17 protein-coding genes are annotated in these 19,960 nt (G+C 54.8%); 6 read left to right on the forward strand and 11 right to left on the reverse strand.

Annotated features, from left to right (window positions below; translation table 11 throughout):
- Window positions 1-57 precede the first annotated feature (57 nt).
- From DBY68_RS12230 to DBY68_RS12240, 3 genes are all read left to right on the forward strand, one after another.
- The gene (locus DBY68_RS12230; RefSeq protein WP_108476299.1) at window positions 58-726 is read left to right on the forward strand and encodes a TetR/AcrR family transcriptional regulator; all 669 of its coding nucleotides are present in this window, start codon (window positions 58-60) and stop codon (window positions 724-726) included.
- Window positions 727-893: 167 nt separating this feature from the next.
- Window positions 894-1,106, forward strand: coding sequence for a DUF1471 domain-containing protein (locus DBY68_RS12235; RefSeq protein WP_108476300.1), 213 nt, complete (start codon window positions 894-896; stop codon window positions 1,104-1,106).
- A gap of 70 nt (window positions 1,107-1,176) precedes the next feature.
- Window positions 1,177-2,277, forward strand: coding sequence for an alkene reductase (locus tag DBY68_RS12240; protein WP_108476301.1), 1,101 nt, complete (start codon window positions 1,177-1,179; stop codon window positions 2,275-2,277).
- A gap of 209 nt (window positions 2,278-2,486) precedes the next feature.
- Here DBY68_RS12240 and cfa read toward each other — a convergent pair whose 3' ends face one another.
- From cfa to priA, 10 genes are all read right to left on the reverse strand, one after another.
- On the reverse strand, window positions 2,487-3,629 hold the full coding sequence (gene cfa, locus DBY68_RS12245) for a cyclopropane fatty acyl phospholipid synthase (protein WP_108476302.1): 1,143 nt from the start codon (window positions 3,627-3,629) through the stop codon (window positions 2,487-2,489).
- A 290-nt stretch (window positions 3,630-3,919) separates the two neighbouring features.
- Window positions 3,920-5,236, reverse strand: coding sequence for an OprD family outer membrane porin (locus DBY68_RS12250; protein WP_108476303.1), 1,317 nt, complete (start codon window positions 5,234-5,236; stop codon window positions 3,920-3,922).
- A 381-nt stretch (window positions 5,237-5,617) separates the two neighbouring features.
- On the reverse strand, window positions 5,618-6,814 hold the full coding sequence (locus DBY68_RS12255; protein ID WP_108476304.1) for a hypothetical protein: 1,197 nt from the start codon (window positions 6,812-6,814) through the stop codon (window positions 5,618-5,620).
- 359 nt (window positions 6,815-7,173) lie between these two features.
- On the reverse strand, window positions 7,174-7,659 hold the full coding sequence (gene rraA, locus DBY68_RS12260) for a ribonuclease E activity regulator RraA (RefSeq protein ID WP_108476305.1): 486 nt from the start codon (window positions 7,657-7,659) through the stop codon (window positions 7,174-7,176).
- 92 nt (window positions 7,660-7,751) lie between these two features.
- Complete coding sequence (menA, locus tag DBY68_RS12265) at window positions 7,752-8,672, reverse strand: 1,4-dihydroxy-2-naphthoate polyprenyltransferase (protein WP_108476306.1); 921 nt, start codon at window positions 8,670-8,672, stop codon at window positions 7,752-7,754.
- Between the two features lie 70 nt (window positions 8,673-8,742).
- Window positions 8,743-10,074, reverse strand: coding sequence for an HslU--HslV peptidase ATPase subunit (gene hslU, locus DBY68_RS12270; RefSeq protein ID WP_108476307.1), 1,332 nt, complete (start codon window positions 10,072-10,074; stop codon window positions 8,743-8,745).
- Window positions 10,075-10,083: 9 nt separating this feature from the next.
- Window positions 10,084-10,614: an ATP-dependent protease subunit HslV gene (gene hslV, locus DBY68_RS12275; RefSeq protein ID WP_015966504.1), complete on the reverse strand. Its 531-nt coding sequence runs from the start codon at window positions 10,612-10,614 to the stop codon at window positions 10,084-10,086.
- 90 nt (window positions 10,615-10,704) lie between these two features.
- Window positions 10,705-11,700 carry a cell division protein FtsN gene (gene ftsN, locus DBY68_RS12280; protein WP_108476308.1) on the reverse strand — a complete coding sequence of 332 codons (996 nt, stop codon included), beginning with the start codon at window positions 11,698-11,700 and terminating at the stop codon, window positions 10,705-10,707.
- A 99-nt stretch (window positions 11,701-11,799) separates the two neighbouring features.
- Window positions 11,800-12,822 (reverse strand): DNA-binding transcriptional regulator CytR, encoded by a 1,023-nt coding sequence (gene cytR / locus DBY68_RS12285; protein WP_108476309.1) that lies wholly within the window; start codon window positions 12,820-12,822, stop codon window positions 11,800-11,802.
- 149 nt (window positions 12,823-12,971) lie between these two features.
- Window positions 12,972-15,167, reverse strand: a complete 2,196-nt coding sequence (gene priA, locus DBY68_RS12290; protein ID WP_108476310.1) for a primosomal protein N' — start codon at window positions 15,165-15,167, stop codon at window positions 12,972-12,974.
- A gap of 212 nt (window positions 15,168-15,379) precedes the next feature.
- On the opposite strand from priA, the gene rpmE reads away from it, so the two are divergent.
- Complete coding sequence (gene rpmE, locus DBY68_RS12295; protein ID WP_015966500.1) at window positions 15,380-15,592, forward strand: 50S ribosomal protein L31; 213 nt, start codon at window positions 15,380-15,382, stop codon at window positions 15,590-15,592.
- 190 nt (window positions 15,593-15,782) lie between these two features.
- Here rpmE and metJ read toward each other — a convergent pair whose 3' ends face one another.
- Complete coding sequence (gene metJ, locus DBY68_RS12300; protein ID WP_015966498.1) at window positions 15,783-16,100, reverse strand: met regulon transcriptional regulator MetJ; 318 nt, start codon at window positions 16,098-16,100, stop codon at window positions 15,783-15,785.
- A 263-nt stretch (window positions 16,101-16,363) separates the two neighbouring features.
- Between metJ and metB the strand changes: the two genes are divergently transcribed.
- Window positions 16,364-17,524 carry a cystathionine gamma-synthase gene (gene metB, locus DBY68_RS12305; RefSeq protein WP_108476311.1) on the forward strand — a complete coding sequence of 387 codons (1,161 nt, stop codon included), beginning with the start codon at window positions 16,364-16,366 and terminating at the stop codon, window positions 17,522-17,524.
- A gap of 2 nt (window positions 17,525-17,526) precedes the next feature.
- A complete protein-coding gene (locus DBY68_RS12310; protein WP_108476312.1) occupies window positions 17,527-19,959 on the forward strand; it encodes a bifunctional aspartate kinase/homoserine dehydrogenase II in 2,433 nt (810 codons plus the stop codon).
- Window position 19,960 lies beyond the last annotated feature (1 nt).

A 19,960-nucleotide genomic window follows, 5' to 3' on the forward strand; every position in this document is an offset into this window, starting at 1 on the left:
TAACTGTATAATTAATATTTATGGAAGATGCTCCACCGGTCAAGAGATCACCTATTTATGACGGCACAAAAAGACAACGGAAAAAGCCTAAAAGTACGTAAGCCGGGCCGCCCACGTGGCAGTAAACCGAGCGGCGATAACCGCGAGCATCTGCTTGATATTGCGCTGCGGCTCTTTTCGCAGCAGGGCATCGGCCATACATCATTGAATGCGATCGCCCGCGAGGCTGGCGTGACGCCCGCCATGCTGCATTACTATTTCAATTCGCGAGAACAATTGCTGGATGTGGTGATTGAAGAGCGTTTCTTGCCGCTGCGTAGTGAGATCACGGCGATTTTTGCCGCGCATCCTGATGATCCGGTTACCGCATTGACTGAAATGGTTAAGACCCTCGCGGAGCTTGCCGCACGCTACGAATGGTTTGCGCCATTGTGGATGCAGGAGGTGATTGGTGAAATGCCGGTGCTGCGCCAGCATCTTAACGCGCGTTTTGGCGAGGATCGTTATCAGCAGACGCTGGCCTCCGTGAAACGCTGGCAGCAGGAAGGGAAAATAAACCCACATCTGACAGCGGAATTACTGTTTACGTCTTTATTAAGTTTGGTGTTAGTGCCTTTTTCGCGCATGCGTAACGATGAACGCCTGGCTCTGCTGACGACGGACATCATCGTGAATAATGCCCTGGCCGTGATGCAGCAAGGGATTGGCCCGGACCGCAAGGGCTGATGTTGCCGCGAATTTTTGTTCTCTATGGGGCAATTTCTGGCGTTTATGAACAAAAACGCAATAGTCATTTGCCCTAATCACCGTTTATCCCGCTTTCACACCGCCGTATTCTTGTCGCCATCGAGTTGCCGAACGCAACGTTATATGCCGAACACAGGATACCTATTATGAAAACCCTCACTCAGATTGCAGCTGCTTCTCTCCTCTCCGTTATTGCCTTTGGCGCATCCGCACAAAGCGTCACGGCAACCGCTACGACCCTCGACTCTGCGGAAGCGGCGATTGCGCAGAAAGCGAAAGAGATGAATGCCTCTCAGTACAAAATCACCAGCGCCCACATGGGCAACCGCGTCACCATGAGCGCTGAACTCTACAAATAAGCGTGCGGCAAGACGGTTTTCCAAAAAAACATGAGAACCGCCTGTTTATTACCCTCACCAGGAGATGATGATGTTATTTGAAAGCTATGCACTGAATGCCGTCGCGCTGAAAAACCGAATTGTTATGCCACCGATGACCCGCTCACGTGCCGGGGCGGGCGATGTCGCCACTGATATGATGGCGGAGTATTACGCTCAGCGCGCCAGCGCCGGGCTGATCATTAGCGAAGGCACGCAGATAAGCCAGCAGGGCCAGGGTTATGCCTGGACGCCGGGAATGTACACTGAATCACAGATTGCAGGCTGGAAAAAAGTCACTGATGCCGTACATCAGGCAGGCGGCAAAATTTTCGCGCAGCTGTGGCACGTTGGCCGTGTGTCGCATACCACGCTTCAGCCGGGCCACGGCGCACCGGTTTCCTCTTCAGCTATTCAGGCGGAAGGCGTGAAGGTGTTTGTGGATGTGAAAGGCGGCGGCCCGGAGAGTGGCGTAGGCGAGATGCTGCAACATACGATGCCGCGTGCTCTGACTCTTGAAGAGATCCCCGCTATCGTCAATGACTATGCACAGGCCGCGCGTAACGCGATTGCCGCAGGTTTTGACGGTATCGAACTGCATGGCGCGAACGGTTATCTTATTAACCAGTTTATTGATTCGCAGGCTAACCTGCGCGATGACGAATACGGCGGTACGCTGCAAAATCGTCTGCGCTTTATGAAAGAGGTGGTCACCGCCGTGTCGAACGCGATTGGTAAAGAGCGCGTCGGTATTCGTCTGGCGCCATTGACCACCCTGATGGGTTCTCGCGATGATACGCCGGAAGCGACCTATCTGGCTGCCGCCAGCGTGCTGAACGATCTCGGCATTGCCTATATTCATATTGCCGAAGCAGACTGGGAAGATGCGCCGGTGATGCCAGCGGCTTTTAAAGAAGCGCTGCGTCTGATATTCCGTGGTACGCTGATTTACTCCGGTAAATACACCAAAGCGCGTGCGGAAGAGGCGCTGCAAAACGGCTGGGCGGATTTGATCGGCTTTGGTCGTCCGTTTATCGCTAATCCAGACTTGCCGTATCGTTTACAGAACGATCTGCCCCTGAACCAGCCAGTGAAAGAGCAGTTCTTTGGCGGCGGAAAAGCGGGATATATCGATTATCCGCAAGCGAAGTAAAACAGGCTGCCGGGTCTCGCATCATGCAGGCCCGGCACTGCGCGTTACCAGAACTTAACGGCCAGGCTTAGAATAAAGACAAAGCCGACAATGGCAACCGTCCAGCAAAATGCCAACATATGGGCTTCATGTTTTTGTTGTTTTAATACTGCTTCGTTTTCCATTTTCTTTTCCTTGCTCACATCGTGTAGGGGCAGAGGCGCCCCATATTACCGTGGGACGTTCATTCCTCCCGGTACTCCGTGCGTCAGAACCACCTGCCAGAGCTGAATATTTCTGGCCCTGAAAGCACCGGCGCAGGCTTTCAGATAGTAGGTGAACATCCGTTTAAAACGTGCTGAATAGACATCGTCTAATTGGCCCCATGAATCCTGGAATCGCTGTTCCCAGGCCATCAGGGTTTTATCGTAGTCAGAGCCAAAATTATGCAGGTCTTCAATCACAAAGAAGGGCTCACAGGCGGAAGAAAGTTGTGAAACCGACGGCAGGCAACCGTTCGGGAAGATGTATTTATCGATCCACGGGTCGACGTTCAGGTCGCTTTGATTGGAACCGATGGTGTGGAGCAGGAAGATGCCGTCTTCCGCCAGATTTTTATTGGCCACGGTGAAGTAGGTTTTATAGTTTTTCGGCCCGACGTGCTCAAACATCCCCACCGAGACAATGCGGTCAAATTTGCTGTCGAGGTCGCGATAGTCCTGCAACAGGATCTCCACGTCCAGTCCTTCACAGCGCTGCTGGGCAAGTTTCTGTTGCTCAGCAGAGATGGTGACGCCTGTGACTTTCACGCCGTAGTTTTCCGCCGCATAAGCCGCCAGCCCGCCCCAGCCGCAGCCGATATCCAGCAGGGTCATGCCTTTTTGCAGATTGAGTTTGCGGCAGATAAGCTCCAGCTTGTTTTGCTGTGCTTCAAGCAGATTGCTGGCGTCACGCCAGTAGCCGCAGGAGTACTGCATGTACGGGTCGAGCATCAGGGTGAAGAGGTCGTTGCCGAGGTCGTAATGTTCTTTCCCGACAATCCACGCCCGTTTTTTCGATTGCAGGTTGATGATCTTCGCGCTCACCACGTGCATCAAATCTTTCAGGTTGTGTTTAATCTGCGACTCAATATCAATTTTCAGCAGGCGGGAGATAAACTCATCGAGCTGTTCACACTCCCACCAGCCGTCCATATAGCTCTCGCCCAGGCCGAGAGAGCCCTGTTGAAGAACGCGTTTGTAGAAGTGTTTGTTTTTGACCTGAATGTCGAAAGGACGTTTGCCGTTGATTTCAATATCTGCGCGTTGCAGTAAGTCACGGCAGATGCGATACCACTGATTGCCGCCATCGGGCATGATTAGTTTTTTGTTCATCGTTTGTGCGCCTGAGCGAGAATCTATTTGTCATACAAATGTGCTAAGGGCAGGTTATACCCTTGATGAATATTCGTAAAGTGAATCTCGTCAATGGAAGGGATGCGAAAAAGGAATGGGAGGGAGGTGCGCACTGATGCCCTCACCCCGGCCCTCTCCCACAGGGAGAGGGAGAAAACCGCAGACACCTAACCTTTGGCACCATCGGTTCCCTCTCCCTTGAGGGAGAGGGTTAGGGTGAGGGGGGAAAGTCGGGTAGGCCGGATAAGCGAAGCGCATCCGGCGTAATATCAGAAGTCGTACTGCAACGTCAGACGGTTCTGCCAGAAGTCTTTCTCATACAGCGGAGAAGTCTGCACGCCGACAAAATCGCTCAGGCTGAGGCCTTTCAGCGCACCCTGGAAGTTCCAGATGAAGTAAACCAGATACTCGGACTGGCGCAGGCTGCCGGTATTCACCGTCGGCGTCAAATCCATCCACGAATAGCGTGCGCCCAGCGTCAGGTTCTCGTTCGCATTCCAGTTTACGTTCGTGGCATACGCATCGCCGCTGCCCAGATCCTGGGTACTGGTGAAGTACGGTTGCGCGAAATACGGGCCCGATGAACTGTTATGCGCATACGGCGTTACCAGTGAACCATAGCCGTAGCTGTTGCCGCTGGAGGCGATATGGTCGTAACCTGCCGCCCATGAGAGCGCTGGCGTGAAGTTCAGCGACAGTTGCGCGCCGTAAGAGCGGTTATCCACCTCGCCCGCCAGCGCTTTGCCTTCGCTGGTGCCACGAATGTATTGCAGCGCCACATCCGGCGTGAACAGCGCCTGCCGCCACTGGAGATGACCTTCGGTGTAGAAGATGTTGGAGAAATCGGCGTAGCTTTCGTACCACATCTGGCCGGTCAGCTTTTTGTCATCCCACATCATGTGGCGACCCGCGCCAACAGCCCACATGCCATCGGTCTCTTCGGTGACTTCGGTGTACGCGGTGGTGCGTTTGACCTGATCGCTGCCCCAGCCCTTATAACGCCAGATTTTGGTCGCGCGCAGGAAATCGTCGCCGCTGCCGTACTGCATATCCAGCGCCTGATAAAGAATCGGGGTAATACGCCAGTCATAGTCGCCGACAAACGGCAGATCCAGACGCTGGTTGCCGCCGGTGATGCGGAAATCGCCATAGCGCCAGTTGAGATACGCTTCGCCAATATTGGTCTGGTTTTCACCGATGTCGCTAATCACGCGTTCTTCCGGCGGATGGTTAATCCCGCGCAGGAACAGACCGCTGACCCCCACGTTGAAGCCGTACATTGGCGCGGTTTCGTACTTCAGGAAGCCGCCGTAGCTGATGGTGTCCTGGTTAAAACCTTTGGCGAAGTAGGCGTTGTGGGTGGTGTAGTAAAGAGACCGTACGCTGCCGCTAACTTTGCCGCAACTGAATACATCGCTCAGACTACTGACGTTACCGTCGGCGTCGAAACACTCGCTGTCGGACTTAAAGGAGAGAGCCGCTTCCGCGCTGGCGGGAAGCGCCAGGGCTGCAAGCGTGACCAGGGCGGTGAGACCACCGGTTAATCGTGATGGTTTAACTGCACCTGCTGCCCGACACATCTTCATGCTAATACCTTGTAAACAGAGATAAAAAAAGAAAAGTGTGCGAGTATCGCCCCCCGTAGTTCGCCACACTCGCGGGTGGAGAGACCCCGGATAGACGTACTAAACGTATGGGCGGTTTCGCACAGGGCTGCGATTATCATCATCGGAAGGGGTGTGATCCAGATCTAAACGCAAACGTTTGCTTTCTTTTTGTGGGCATTTATGCTGAACCAGTGATTCAAGTTGAATTATTTATGATGCTAATTATTAAAGTGCAGGTATTTCATCTATATATTGATTGGGTGAATGGAAGATAGTACTTATTTTACCGTTTGGCTTAAACCGCACCGATTGGATAGTTTTCAGGCGCTTCCCGCGCGTAAACGCGCGGGAAGTCGGTCATCAAAAATAATAGCCGATGTTGACGTTGGTGCGGAAATACCATTTTCCGCTGCCTTCCGACTGCGTGCTGGTCCAGCCCGTGGCGTTAAGCGCGCCGCCCCACGGGTTAACATTTTTCGCCCAGCTCAGATCGACCCAGAACATCACCGGTAGCGCGAAGACCTGGACCCCGACGGTGTTCATCTGGGAATCGCTCCAGTCGCTTTTGTCTTTCCATAACACACTGTAATCGTTATAGAACCGTAGTTTTGATACCGCACCCCATTTGACATCCACATCACGGGCCACGTTGAGCGACGCGGTGGTGGCTTTTGCCGGGATTAAATACGACGGCGTCAGGCCGTTGCCGCCCATCAAAATAGTATCATCGCTTACGCCCGCCGGGTTTTTCGGATCGTATTGGTAACGGATCACCTGCGAGGAGAGCTGCCACGGCCCGTTCTGCACAGTTCCGTGCAGGCCTGCCGCCCAGAAAGTGCCATCATCATCGGTCTCGCGATTGTGTAATCGCGCCAGCGCCAGCGAACCCCCCAGCTCATTGTTCCAGTCGCCGCCGTGAAATGTTCGCGCCAGCCGCACGTTCACCTGATCGCGTTTTTCATTGCGCTGCTGATGCTGGCTGGGATAATTAGTATTTTTTAAGCGATCATAATCCCCGACATCTGGCGCATAGCGCAGGTTCTCAGGCTCCATCCACGGGAAATAAGCCACATCCAGCGACCAGTTATTATCGTGATATTGGTAATTAACCCCGCTACCCGCATTGACTCCAAAACCTAAATAAAAGGGAATGCCGTATGACCAGCCAAATTGTGGATAGGGCTCCAGGCCAAAAGGCTTGCCGGGAATGCCAAGCTGTACGCTATTATTCTGATCAAATCGATACCCCACATAGGCGCGGTCAACCGCATATTTATGGTGATCCTGGAACCAGAATCCGGCATCAAAGAAATAGTTATTATAAAAACCGCTGCTGTCGATACGGAATGTATCAAAACGCAGATGCGGCGGGTCACGATAATTACTGCCTTTCCAGTCTTCATAGCGATAATTAGCCCGCAACGCCCCGCCAATATCCAGCCCGGCGCTGCTGTCCGCGCTGCGCCAGCCCATATGCGGGAAGGGCTTACCGCCTTCCGCCAGTGCGGACGCGGTGGTACATGCGCCCAGCAGCATCGCGAAAAATTGTTTACGCATAGCTCACCTCTCATGTCATATTCAATAAGCAATAGATCGCCGCCGCGGATAAAAATCAGCGAAAATTAATTGATGGCGTTTCGCCAGTGAAACGGAAAATTAATATTTATGGTTTTGTTTCAAATATGAAACTCAGTTTATTATTTGATATAAGGAAAATCGCACGCGAAGGGGGGATCGTCAAGGTATAAAACTTGAGCTATAACGCAATATTATTAAATCGTTCGATGAGTATTGAAGTTAGTTAGTATTAATAGGGCGTTTATCTCATATATGAGACAGAATGAGTTATGCAACGAGGTTTTTGTTTTTGGAAATAATAAAGGGGAAATATATCCCCTTTATTTTGTATGAATTATTTACTCGATATCCAGCGGATCTTCAGAAAGGATAATGCCGGTGTTATCAGCATAGAGATGGTCGCCGGAGAAGAACGTCACGCCGCCGAAATTGACGCGCACATCGCTTTCGCCAATGCCTTCGCCAGCGGCGCCAACCGGAATGGCGGCAATGGCCTGAATGCCGATATCCAGCTCTTCAAGGTCATCGACCTGACGCACGGCTCCATAAACCACAATGCCTTCCCATTCGTTCTGGGTGGCGATACGCGCCAGTTCCGCATCGATCAGCGCGCGACGTACAGAGCCGCCGCCGTCAATCAGCAGAATGCGGCCACGGCCATTCTGTTCGAGCAGATCATACAGCAACCCGTTATCCTCGAAACATTTCACGGTGGTGATTTGCCCACCAAACGACAACCGCCCGCCAAAGTTGGAGAACAGGGGTTCCACGACGTTGACATCTTCCTGATAGATGTCGCAAAGCTCGGAAGTATCGTATTTCATAGGATTAACACTCAGTTGCTGCGAGTGTTTTCAGTATATCGCGCTCTGTGCACTGTTGGCAAAATCATCAATTGTTAATTGATATTTGTCAGTTAAGCCAGCGCCTTACTCAGGATAATCCCAACGATAAACAGGACGTTAGTGAGCAGCGCGCCTTTGACCGTACGTTCAAGCATCGGCCGCATCGCGACAGGTTCACGCTGCGTCATCACGTAGCGCGCCTGTTTGAACAGCAACGGCGTGGCGAGAATAAACAGCCAGCCCCACACGCTTTGCAGCGAAATCAGGTTAAACAGCGCCAGGCACACCAGCGTGCCGCCAAGCAGGCAGGCGTGATAGCGACGCGCGCCAACCGGGCCTAAACGTACCGCAAGGGTGTTTTTGCCGTTTTCACGATCGCTGTCGATATCGCGCAGATTATTGATATTCAATACTGCCGTTGCCAGCAGCCCGCACGCCGTAGCAGGAAGGATGAGCGTGATGCTCAGCATATGCGCCTGTAAATACCAACTGCCGATAACGCTCAGCCAGCCGAAGAAAATAAGAACAGAAATATCACCCAAACCGATATATCCGTACGGACGAGTGCCTACGGTATAGGTGATTGCGGCGACAATGGAGAGCAACCCCAGCACCAGAAAACCGATAAAGTCGCCGATGTTTTGGTACGCCGCAAACAGCAGCCCCAGACCAGAAAGACAAATGAGCGCGACGGTAATCATCAGCGCGCGTTTCATTTGCGGCTGGGTGATGGCACCTTTTTGCATGCCGCGCAGCGGCCCAATGCGATCGGGTTTATCGCTGCCCTTCACCGCATCGCCATAGTCGTTCGCGAGGTTGGAGAGGATTTGCAGCAGGCCCGCAGTAACCAGCGACAGCACCGCCACAGTTGCATCGAAGTGCCCTTGCCACCAGGCGAGCGTAATGCCCACAAGAATAGAGGCGAAGGCCAGAGGTAACGTTTTAGGGCGCAGGCTTTCAAGCCAGGCCTGGGTGCGGCTGATTTCAGTCATAGTGATTTTTTGCCAATAAAAATGGGGCTTTTCAGCCCCATCAACAGTGATGAAAATGCATTGAACGCGATTATAGGATAAAACGGCTCAGATCTTCATCTGCAACCAGCGCATCCAGGTGTTTGCTCACGTATTCCGCATCAATTGTGATGCTTTGACCATTTAAATCACTGGCGTCATAGGAAATATCTTCCATTAAACGCTCCAGAACCGTGTGCAGACGACGCGCACCGATGTTCTCGGTGGTTTCGTTGACCTGCCACGCGGCTTCGGCAATTCGCTTAATACCGGATTCGGTAAACTCAATGTTCACGCCTTCGGTCGCCATCAGCGCTTTATACTGAACGGTAACGGACGCATTCGGTTCGGTCAGGATGCGTTCGAAGTCGCTGGTGGTCAGCGCCTGCAGCTCAACGCGAATCGGCAGACGACCCTGCAGTTCCGGGATCAGGTCAGACGGTTTTGCCACCTGGAATGCACCAGAGGCGATAAACAGAATGTGATCGGTTTTCACCATACCGTGCTTGGTGGACACGGTGCAGCCTTCAACCAGCGGCAGCAGGTCACGCTGTACGCCTTCACGGGAAACGTCCGGGCCGGAGGATTCGCCGCGTTTACAGATTTTGTCGATTTCGTCGATGAACACGATACCGTGCTGTTCAACCGCGTCGATGGCGTCCTGTTTCAGCTCTTCCGGGTTCACCAGTTTCGCCGCTTCTTCTTCAATCAACAGCTTCATCGCATCTTTGATTTTCAGCTTACGCGGTTTCTGTTTCTGCCCGCCCAGATTCTGGAACATGGACTGCAACTGGCTGGTCATCTCTTCCATTCCCGGAGGCGCCATGATTTCAACGCCCATCGGTGCGGCAGCAAGATCGATCTCAATCTCTTTGTCGTCCAGTTGGCCTTCACGCAGTTTCTTGCGGAATGCCTGACGCGCGGCAGACGGTTCAGCCTGCTGCTCCGCCTGGCCCCAGTTATTTTTGGCCGGTGGGATCAGCACGTCGAGGATACGCTCTTCCGCCATCTCTTCCGCGCGGTAGCGGTTTTTCTCGATGGACTGCACGCGCACCATTTTGATGGCGGAATCGGTCAGATCGCGGATGATGGAATCCACTTCTTTACCCACATAGCCCACTTCGGTGAACTTGGTCGCTTCAACTTTGATGAACGGCGCGTTAGCCAGCTTGGCCAGGCGACGGGCGATTTCGGTTTTACCGACACCGGTCGGGCCGATCATCAGAATGTTTTTTGGGGTCACTTCGTGACGCAGCTCTTCATCAAGCTGCATACGACGCCAGCGGTTACGTAAGGCGATCGCAACGGAGCGTTTGGCCGCGTCCTGACCAATAATGTGTTTGTTCAGTTCGCTGACAATTTCGCGTGGGGTCATTTCAGACATGGTCAATCCTTACGCTTTAGACGGTAATTCTTCAATGGTGTGGAAGTGGTTGGTGTAGATGCAGATATCACCTGCAATATCCAACGCTTTCTCAGCAATATCGCGCGCGCCCAATTCAGTGTTTTCCAGCAGGGCACGGGCTGCGGCCTGGGCGTATGGGCCGCCAGAACCGATAGCAATCAGGTCATTTTCCGGCTGAACGACGTCGCCGTTCCCGGTAATGATGAGGGATGCGGTTTCATCCGCGACGGCAAGCAGGGCTTCCAGCTTGCGCAGCATACGGTCGGTACGCCAGTCTTTCGCCAGCTCAACGGCGGCTTTCACCAGGTGGCCCTGGTGCATCTCAAGCTTACGTTCGAACAGCTCGAACAGGGTGAAGGCATCAGCGGTGCCGCCAGCAAAACCGGCAATCACTTTGTCGTTGTACAGGCGACGGACTTTCTTCACGTTGCCTTTCATCACGGTATTGCCAAGCGTAGCCTGTCCATCACCGGCGATTACGACGTGGCCGTTACGGCGAACACTTACTATTGTTGTCACGAGCAGACCCCTTGTTGCAAATACGGAATAGGGGCCCCGCAAGCTTTGCGGGGCAGAATGTCATTATAGATGGGGGGTATTTCGGGGGTTTCAACCCCCGGAAGCGAGTCTTATGCAGTTTCCGTGACCGGCCATTTTCAGGCGGTTGAGGGTGCCGTCGGCATTATCTTTACCTTTGATAGGCCCGATGACGACGCGGTTCCAGCCGTTGTTGGTGGTGATGCGTGAATCAAACCCTTCAAATGCCAGCTGTGCACGCACGGTTTCGGCCTGCTCTGCACCTTTAAACGAACCACACTGTACCATCCAGCGGCGCTCGTCTTTTTTCTCGGTTGCCTTAGGTGGCGTGGTTTCACGCGTTACCGGCGCGGCGGCCTGCTGTTTAGGCGCTGACGTCGTGGTGTGCGCAGGCGTTTGTAGCAGATCCTGATACGGCTGCTGATTAGCGGCGGCCGCTTTCGGCTGCTGCGTCTGACGCGGCGGCTGCTGTGTGGTTTGTGCCTGGCGCGCAGGTTGTTGTGTTTGTTGCTGCGCACGCGGCTGCTGCACAGGCTGCGGTTGTGCCCATTGCTGCTGCTGTTGCGCTTGCTGAGCCTGCTGCGCTAAACGCTGACGTTGCAGCGTTTGCTGACGCTGTTCCGGCGTTTGTTCGTTCCACGGCACTTCCGTCAGTTGCGTCGGCTGCTGGCGCATATCTGCCTGCATTTGCGCAAGCAACTGGCGCTGTTCGTCGGTCAACTGATTCGGATTCATGACTTCCCCGCCCGCAGACGGTTCCGTTGGCGCACGCACGCCTGGCTGGCGGCTTTCCAGTTCTTTAATGTAGCGCCAGCGCTCTTCCGGTTTCGGCGGTAGACCATTCCCTGTCATCTGACGGCTTTGCAGCGTTTCAGAATCTTCTTTTTTATGATGGGTAATAAAGTACAAACCACCGATAAAGGCGACCACCACCGCGGCGGCAATGGCCACCATCGCCGGTGATACCGCCGGGAAGCTACTTTGATTTTTCCGCGAACTCCGTGAGGTGCTCTTTTTGCGCCGCGAAGGAGCCTGTTGGCTGCGGCGTACATAATCTCGTTGTGCCACTATCGTTTCGCTGTATTTATTCGTTCGTGAACCCGACATGTTACTTAAGCGACGAGGCTTTGACCAGACAAGCAAGTCCTAAAGCCCCACACTTTTATGTCATATTTTTTGAGTGCTGCCGCGAATCACCAGTTCACAGTCCAGCAAACGCGAACCGCTGTCGACATATTGTCCACTGAGCTGATTCAGTAACAGCAGCATCGCTTCGCGGCCAATGTCGAAACGTGGCTGGGAAACGGTGGTGAGCGGCGGGTCGCAGAACTCCGCGAGCGAGATATTATCAAAGCCGATAATCGACAGGTCGTCCGGAATTTTCAGACCGTGACGTTTGGCGCAGGAGAGCGCGCCAAGTGCCATAATGTCGCTATGGCAGAAGACCGCGGTCGGCGGTTGCGGCAACGCCAGAAGCTGCTCAAGCGCTTTCGCGCCTGCTTCGTAGGTAAAATTGCCGCGCGTGATATACGCCGGATCGACGGTGATACCGCTGCGGCGCAGTGCCTGTACGTACCCTTGTAAGCGGTAGTGGCACAGCGGCATCTCTTCCGGCCCGGCGATACACGCAATGCGCTTATGCCCCAGTTCGTGCAGGTAGTTTACGGCATCGAACGCGGCGGTGAGGTTGTCAATATGTACCGTCGGCAGCCCCAGCTCCGGGGCGAATTCGTTGGCCATCACCATCGGTGGCAGATTCCGCTGCTCTTCAATGCTGGCATCAAACGGTAACTGTGAACCCAGCAGCAACATTCCGTCGATCTGCTTGGTAATGATTAAATCGATGAAGGTTTTTTCCTGCTGATTCTGATGCGCGCAGTCGCCTATCAGCACCAGATAACCCTGCGAGGCGGCGGTGACTTCGATACCGCGGATCACTTCGCTAAAGAACGGGTCGCAGATATCCGGCACGATGACCAGAATGGTGCGGGATTCATTACGTTTCATGTTACGCCCCTGCACCTGCGGGAGGTAACCGACTTCCAGTGCGGCCTGCTCAACGCGAGCTCTCGTTGCCTGCGAGACCTTCTCGGGATTCATTAATGCGCGTGATACGGTTGCCGTAGAGACTTTCGCCTGTAAAGCAACGTCTTTCATGGTTGCGGCCACAACCGGTTTTTTAGCCTTCACCTGATTTCTCCTCGCTGACTGGCGCAGACACGTCCCCTGTGTCTGACATCAGACACACTTTTATCAGATAGTTAATCCGATCTGTTACAGAATTTTCATAAAAAGTGTGACGATTGTTAGATTCCTCGATCTTGCTCGCAACCTGAGACTTATCCTTCTATCGGGTCAACGTCCAGAACCCACTTCACTTTGCGTGCTTCCGGTAGCGTATTGATGAGGGCCAGCGCGCCGTTGACGATATGTTGCAGGCGTACACGGGAAGGGTGTTGCAGCAAAATTTGCCAGCGATAACGCCCGCCGCGTTTCGGGGCGAGGGCGGGAACCGGGCCGAGAACCCACAGTTTGTCATCCGCCAGCGGGCTGGCCTGTAGCAGATTACGCAACTGTTGCAAGAAGACCGGCGCCTGCTGATTATTGTGATCTTCTGCGCGAATCAGCACGTGACTGGTCCACGGTGGAAGCTGCATGGTCTGACGTTCAGCCAGCGCCTGCTCGGCAAAGGCGTCGTAGCCTTTATAGAGCAGCGTTTGCAACAGGGGGTGATCCGGATGGTGCGTTTGTAAAACCACTTCCCCCTGTTTCCCGGCACGGCCAGCTCGCCCGGAAACCTGGGTGTAAAGTTGGGCAAAACGTTCCGCTGAGCGGAAATCTGCCGAGAAAAGCGCGCCATCGACATCAAGCAGGGCAACCAGCGTAACGTCCGGGAAGTGGTGGCCTTTTGCCAGCATCTGGGTGCCAATCAGAATACGCGCGCCGCCGCGATGCACTTCCGCCAGATATTGCTCCAGCGCGCCTTTGCGGCTGGTTGTGTCGCGGTCGATACGGGATAGCGGTACGCCGGGAAAGAGCGGAGCCAGCACCTGCTCCAGTTGCTCTGTTCCCAGCCCGACCGGTACCAGGTGTGTTGAGCCGCAGGAAGGACACTGGCGCGGGATCGGACGCTGGCTGTCGCAATGGTGGCAACGCAAATGATGCTGCGACTGGTGAAGCGTATAGTAGCTGTCGCAGCGCGGACATTCGGCTATCCAGCCGCAGTCGTGGCATAGCAATGTAGGCGCAAAACCACGACGGTTGAGGAACAGGATCACCTGATTATCCGCCTGCAAATGCTGACGCATGCGGTTGATAAGCGCCGGAGACAGCCCCGCCTGCAACTGCTGACCTTTTAAATCGAGCACGTGCTGTGTAGCAGGCCGCGCATTCCCGGCGCGGCGCGTCAGGCGCAGCATATGATATTTATGCTGGCGCACGTTGAGCAGCGTTTCCAGCGCGGGCGTTGCCGAGCCGAGAATGATCGGGATTTGCTCGCTGTGCGCGCGCCAGACAGCCAGGTCGCGGGCATGATAGCGCCAGCCTTCCTGCTGCTTATAAGAGCTGTCGTGCTCTTCATCGATAACAATCACGCCGAGGTTTTTAAACGGCGTGAACAGTGATGAGCGTGTGCCGATAACGATCGCCGCTTCGCCGCTTTTGGCTTTCAGCCAGGCGTTCAGACGCTCGCTGTCGTTAAGCCCGGAGTGCAGCACTTCTACGGGCGCGTTAAAACGTTCACGAAAGCGGGCGATAGTCTGCGGCGTCAGGCCGATTTCCGGCACCATCACCAGCGCCTGTTTACCCTGCGCCAGCACGTTTTCCAGCACGCTGAGGTACACTTCCGTTTTACCGGAACCCGTCACGCCTGCCAGCAACCATGCTGAAAAACGATCGGATGCGCTATGGATCGCGCCCACGGCGGTAGCCTGTTCGGTATTCAGACGCAGTCGTTCGCCAATGGCGGAGTAGCCTTCGCGCCAGTCGTTCAGCGCGGGCGCTTCGCTCGCCAGCTCGCTTAAACCTTTGCTACGCAGCGACTGCAACGCCGCTTCGGTAAATTCCAGTTCAGTGACCTGATGACGCCAGATTTTTCCCTGACGCAGCGCGGCCAGCGCCTGTTGCTGTTTTGGCGAGCGCTTCAGGCTGTTGATATCCACAGCCTGACCCTGTTCCGTTGCAAACCAGTACCACAGTGGCGCGTGGCTGGCCGGTTTCCCCTGGCGCAGCAGAATCGGCAGCGCATGGAACAACACATCGCCAATGGGGTGATGATAGTAATCCGCCGCCCACAGCAGCAATCGCCATACCGAAGTGGTAAATACCGGTTCGCTGTCGAGCACTTCGACGATCGGCTTCAGTTCATCCAACGGCAGTTCGCTTTTTTCGCTGACCGACACCACCATGCCAACACGCTCCTGTTTGCCGAACGGCACGCGCACGCGACATCCCGCTTTGGCGCTCAGGCCTTCAGGCAGCAGATAGTCAAACGTACGCGGTAGCGGAACGGGCAGGGCGACGTGGGCAACAGGCATTTTTTCTTCCTGGACTTGAAAAGGAGCGGGTTAGTATACACATTGTACTCAGGTGAAGAACGGATCAGTTTGCATACCCTGTTCAGATTCTGTATGATCCGCCGCCTTTGATGCAGAAAAAATGCGTCGAAAGCCGAGAAGTTTACTATCAACATCGCGTGGTGTCTGGCGTTAGGGCTGGAAGAGCGACGCGGCCTTAACTGAGGTTTCCCATGAAAAAAGGTATTCACCCGAATTACGTAGAAATTACTGCAACTTGTTCTTGCGGTAATGTTATCAAGACTCACTCCACTGCGGGTCATGATCTGAACCTGGACGTTTGTGGCGCATGCCACCCGTTCTACACTGGTAAGCAGCGTGACGTTGCTACCGGTGGCCGTGTTGACCGCTTCAACAAGCGTTTCAGCATCCCGGGCAGCAAATAAGTTTTGCTTCTCAGAAAAAGGCGCCGAAAGGCGCCTTTTTTGTGTCTGTTAGAAATGGACGTGACAACGTCGACTTACGTGCATTTTGTCGGGTGGCGCTGCGCTTACCCGACTTACAGATTGCAGAATTTGTAGGCCTGATAAGCGCAGCGCCATCAGGCGATTTCTTCAGCGCGCACGATTCGCAAAATCAGTACTCCCACGTCTCCGGGTCAATCCCCAGTTCACGCATGATCACCTTCGCCTCTTCCGGGATTTCATCGCTGCGCTCTTTACGCAGGTCTTCATCGTTAGGCAGCGGCTGCCCGGTGAATGCATGCAGGAACGCTTCACACAGCAGTTCGCTGTTGGTGGCGTGACGCAGGTTATTCACCTGACGACGCGTGCGTTCATCGGTGAGGATCTTTAACACCTTCAGAGGAATGGAAACCGTAATTTTTTTTACTTGCTCACTCTTCTTACCGTGCTCAGCGTATGGGCTGATATATTCGCCGCTCCATTCAGCCATGAGATACCTTAATCCTCTTCGTCATTAATAAAAGGCCGGACTATAGCCTGACCATAATCGCGCATAGTTTACCGTAGTGACGCGGCCCTGACACGATATGAGCCGTCGCAGTTGTGCGCTAATGCATATAATTTTAACGGCTATTCGTCTTTTGCTCAATCTATACGCAAAGAAGTTTAGATGTCCAGATGTATTGACGTCTATTATAACTATGTTTACTCTGGTGCCTGACATTTCACCGATTAAGTCAGGAACGAATCATAATGACCCGTAAACAAGCCACCATCGCAGTGCGCAGCGGTTTAAATGACGACGAACAGTATGGCTGCGTAGTCCCGCCGATTCATCTTTCCAGTACCTATAATTTCACCGGTTTTAATGAGCCGCGCGCTCATGACTATTCTCGTCGCGGCAACCCAACGCGTGATGTGGTGCAGCGAGCGCTGGCCGAGCTGGAAGGTGGCGCGGGTGCGGTGATGACCAATACGGGCATGTCGGCGATTCATCTGGTGACAACCGTATTCCTGAAGCCGGGCGACCTGCTGGTGGCGCCGCACGATTGCTACGGTGGCAGCTATCGTCTGTTCGACAGCCTGGCAAAACGCGGCTGTTATCGCGTGAAGTTTGTCGATCAGGGCAACGAGCAGGCGCTGCGTGCGGCGCTGGAAGAAAAACCGAAACTGGTGCTGGTCGAAAGTCCGAGTAATCCGCTGTTACGCGTGGTGGATATCGCGAAAATATGTGGCCTGGCGCGCGAAGTCGGCGCGGTCAGCGTGGTGGATAACACCTTCTTAAGCCCGGCGCTGCAAAATCCGCTGGCATTGGGCGCGGATCTGGTGTTGCATTCATGTACTAAATATCTGAACGGCCACTCTGATGTGGTTGCCGGGGTGGTGATTGCCAAAGATCCGGAAATCGTCACCGAACTGGCATGGTGGGCGAACAATATCGGCGTGACTGGTAGCGCCTTCGACAGCTATTTACTGCTGCGCGGTTTGCGCACGCTGTCGCCGCGCATGGAAGTCGCGCAACGCAATGCGTACGCGATTGTCGATTTCCTGAAAAATCAGCCGCTGGTGAAAAAACTGTATCATCCTTCTTTGCCGGAAAATCAGGGCCACGAAATTGCCGCCCGCCAGCAGAAAGGGTTTGGCGCGATGCTCAGCTTTGAACTGGACGGCGACGAGCAAACGCTGCGCCGCTTCCTGAGCGGATTGTCGTTGTTTACGCTGGCGGAATCGCTGGGCGGGGTTGAGAGTTTAATCTCCCACGCCGCAACGATGACCCACGCGGGCATGGCGCCGGAAGCGCGCGCCGCCGCCGGGATTTCTGAGACGCTGTTGCGTATCTCAACCGGTATTGAAGATAGTGAAGACTTAATTGCCGATCTGGAAAATGGCTTCCGGGTTGCAGCCGAGGGATAAAAATGAGTGTGATTGCGCAGGCAGGGACGAACGAACGTCAACTGCATAAATTTGGTGGGAGTAGTCTGGCGGATGTGAAGTGTTACCTGCGTGTTGCCGGGATTATGGCGGAGTATTCTCAGCCCGGCGATATGATGGTCGTTTCCGCAGCCGGTAGCACCACTAACCAGTTGATTAGCTGGCTGAAGCTCAGCCAGAGCGATCGTCTTTCTGCGCATCAGGTTCAACAGACGCTGCGTCGTTATCAGTCAGAGTTGATTAGCGGCCTGCTGCCCGCTGAGATTGCCGACGGCTTGATTAGCGCATTCATTCATGACCTCGAACGTTTAGCCGTATTGCTGGATGGCGGCGTCACCGATGCTGTGTATGCGGAAGTCGTGGGCCACGGTGAAGTGTGGTCTGCTCGACTGATGGCGGCCGTGCTGCAACAGCAGGGGCTGGATGCGGCGTGGCTCGACGCGCGTGAATTCCTGCGTGCTGAGCGTTCCGCCCAACCGCAGGTTGATGAAGGCCTTTCTTATCCGTTACTGCAACAGCTCATGGCGCAGCATCCGGGAAAACGCCTGGTCGTCACCGGGTTTATCAGCCGCAACAACGCGGGGGAAACCGTGCTGTTGGGGCGTAACGGTTCTGACTACTCTGCGACGCAAATCGGTGCGCTGGCGGGCGTGTCTCGCGTGACCATCTGGAGCGACGTCGCCGGGGTATACAGCGCCGACCCGCGTAAGGTGAAAGATGCCTGCCTGCTGCCGTTGTTGCGCCTCGATGAAGCCAGCGAACTGGCGCGTCTTGCCGCGCCGGTGCTGCACGCGCGTACTTTACAGCCGGTCTCCGGCAGCGATATCGACCTGCAACTGCGCTGTAGCTATACGCCGGATCAGGGCTCTACGCGTATTGAACGTGTGCTGGCCTCCGGGACGGGCGCGCGTATCGTCACCAGCCATGATGACGTCTGCCTGATTGAATTCCGCGTGCCAGCCAGCCAGGATTTCAAACTGGCGCATAAAGACATTGACCAGTTACTCAAGCGTGCGGGTATTCGTCCACTGGCTGTCGGCGTTCATAACGACCGTCAGTTGCTGCAATTCTGCTACACCTCCGAGGTGGCGGATAGTGCATTAAAAATTCTAGATGAAGCCGGATTACCGGGCGAGCTGCGTTTACGCCAGGGCTTGGCGCTGGTGGCGATTGTGGGCGCGGGCGTCACCCGTAACCCGCTGCACTGCCACCGTTTCTGGCAACAACTGAAAGGCCAGCCAGTCGAGTTTACCTGGCAATCGGAAGAGGGCATTAGCCTGGTCGCCGTGCTGCGTACCGGCCCCACTGAAAGCCTGATTCAGGGCCTGCATCAGTCCGTCTTCCGCGCAGAAAAACGCATCGGCCTGGTGCTGTTCGGCAAAGGTAATATTGGTTCCCGCTGGCTGGAACTGTTTGCCCGCGAGCAAAGTACGCTCTCGGCGCGAACCGGGTTTGAATTCACGCTGGCAGGCGTCGTGGATAGCCGCCGCAGCCTGCTGAGTTATGAAGGGCTGGACGCCAGCCGCGCGCTGGCATTCTTCGAGGATGAAGCGGTCGAACAGGATGAAGAGTCTCTGTTCCTGTGGATGCGCGCGCACCCGTATGATGATTTGGTGGTGCTGGATGTCACTGCCAGCCCGCAGCTGGCTGACCAGTATCTCGATTTCGCCAGCCACGGTTTTCACGTTATCAGCGCCAACAAACTGGCCGGAGCAAGCAGCAGCCACAACTATCGCCAGATCCACGACGCGTTCGAAAAAACCGGGCGTCACTGGTTGTATAACGCCACCGTTGGTGCCGGCCTGCCGGTCAACCATACCGTGCGCGACCTGATCGACAGCGGCGACAGCATCCTGTCTATCAGCGGGATTTTCTCCGGCACGCTTTCGTGGCTGTTCCTGCAATTCGACGGTACCGTGCCGTTCACCGAACTGGTGGATCAGGCCTGGCAGCAGGGCTTAACGGAACCCGACCCGCGTGACGACCTTTCCGGGAAAGACGTGATGCGTAAGCTGGTGATTCTGGCACGCGAGGCAGGCTACGACATCGAACCGGATCAGGTTCGCGTGGAGTCATTGGTGCCGCCGCACTGTGAAGATGGCTCAATCGACCACTTCTTTGAAAACGGTGATGAGCTCAACGATCAGATGCTGCAACGTTTCGAGGCCGCGCAGGAGATGGGCCTGGTGCTGCGCTATGTGGCGCGTTTCGACGCCAACGGCAAAGCGCGCGTCGGCGTGGAAGCAGTGCGCCCGGAACACCCACTGGCGGCACTGCTGCCGTGCGATAACGTCTTTGCCATTGAAAGCCGCTGGTATCGCGATAACCCGCTGGTGATTCGTGGGCCAGGCGCAGGGCGCGATGTCACCGCCGGGGCGATTCAGTCGGACATCAACCGGCTGGCGCAGTTATTGTAGG

The sequence above is a fragment of the Pseudocitrobacter sp. RIT415 genome, assembly GCF_003057695.2.
Lineage (GTDB): Bacteria > Pseudomonadota > Gammaproteobacteria > Enterobacterales > Enterobacteriaceae > Pseudocitrobacter > Pseudocitrobacter faecalis.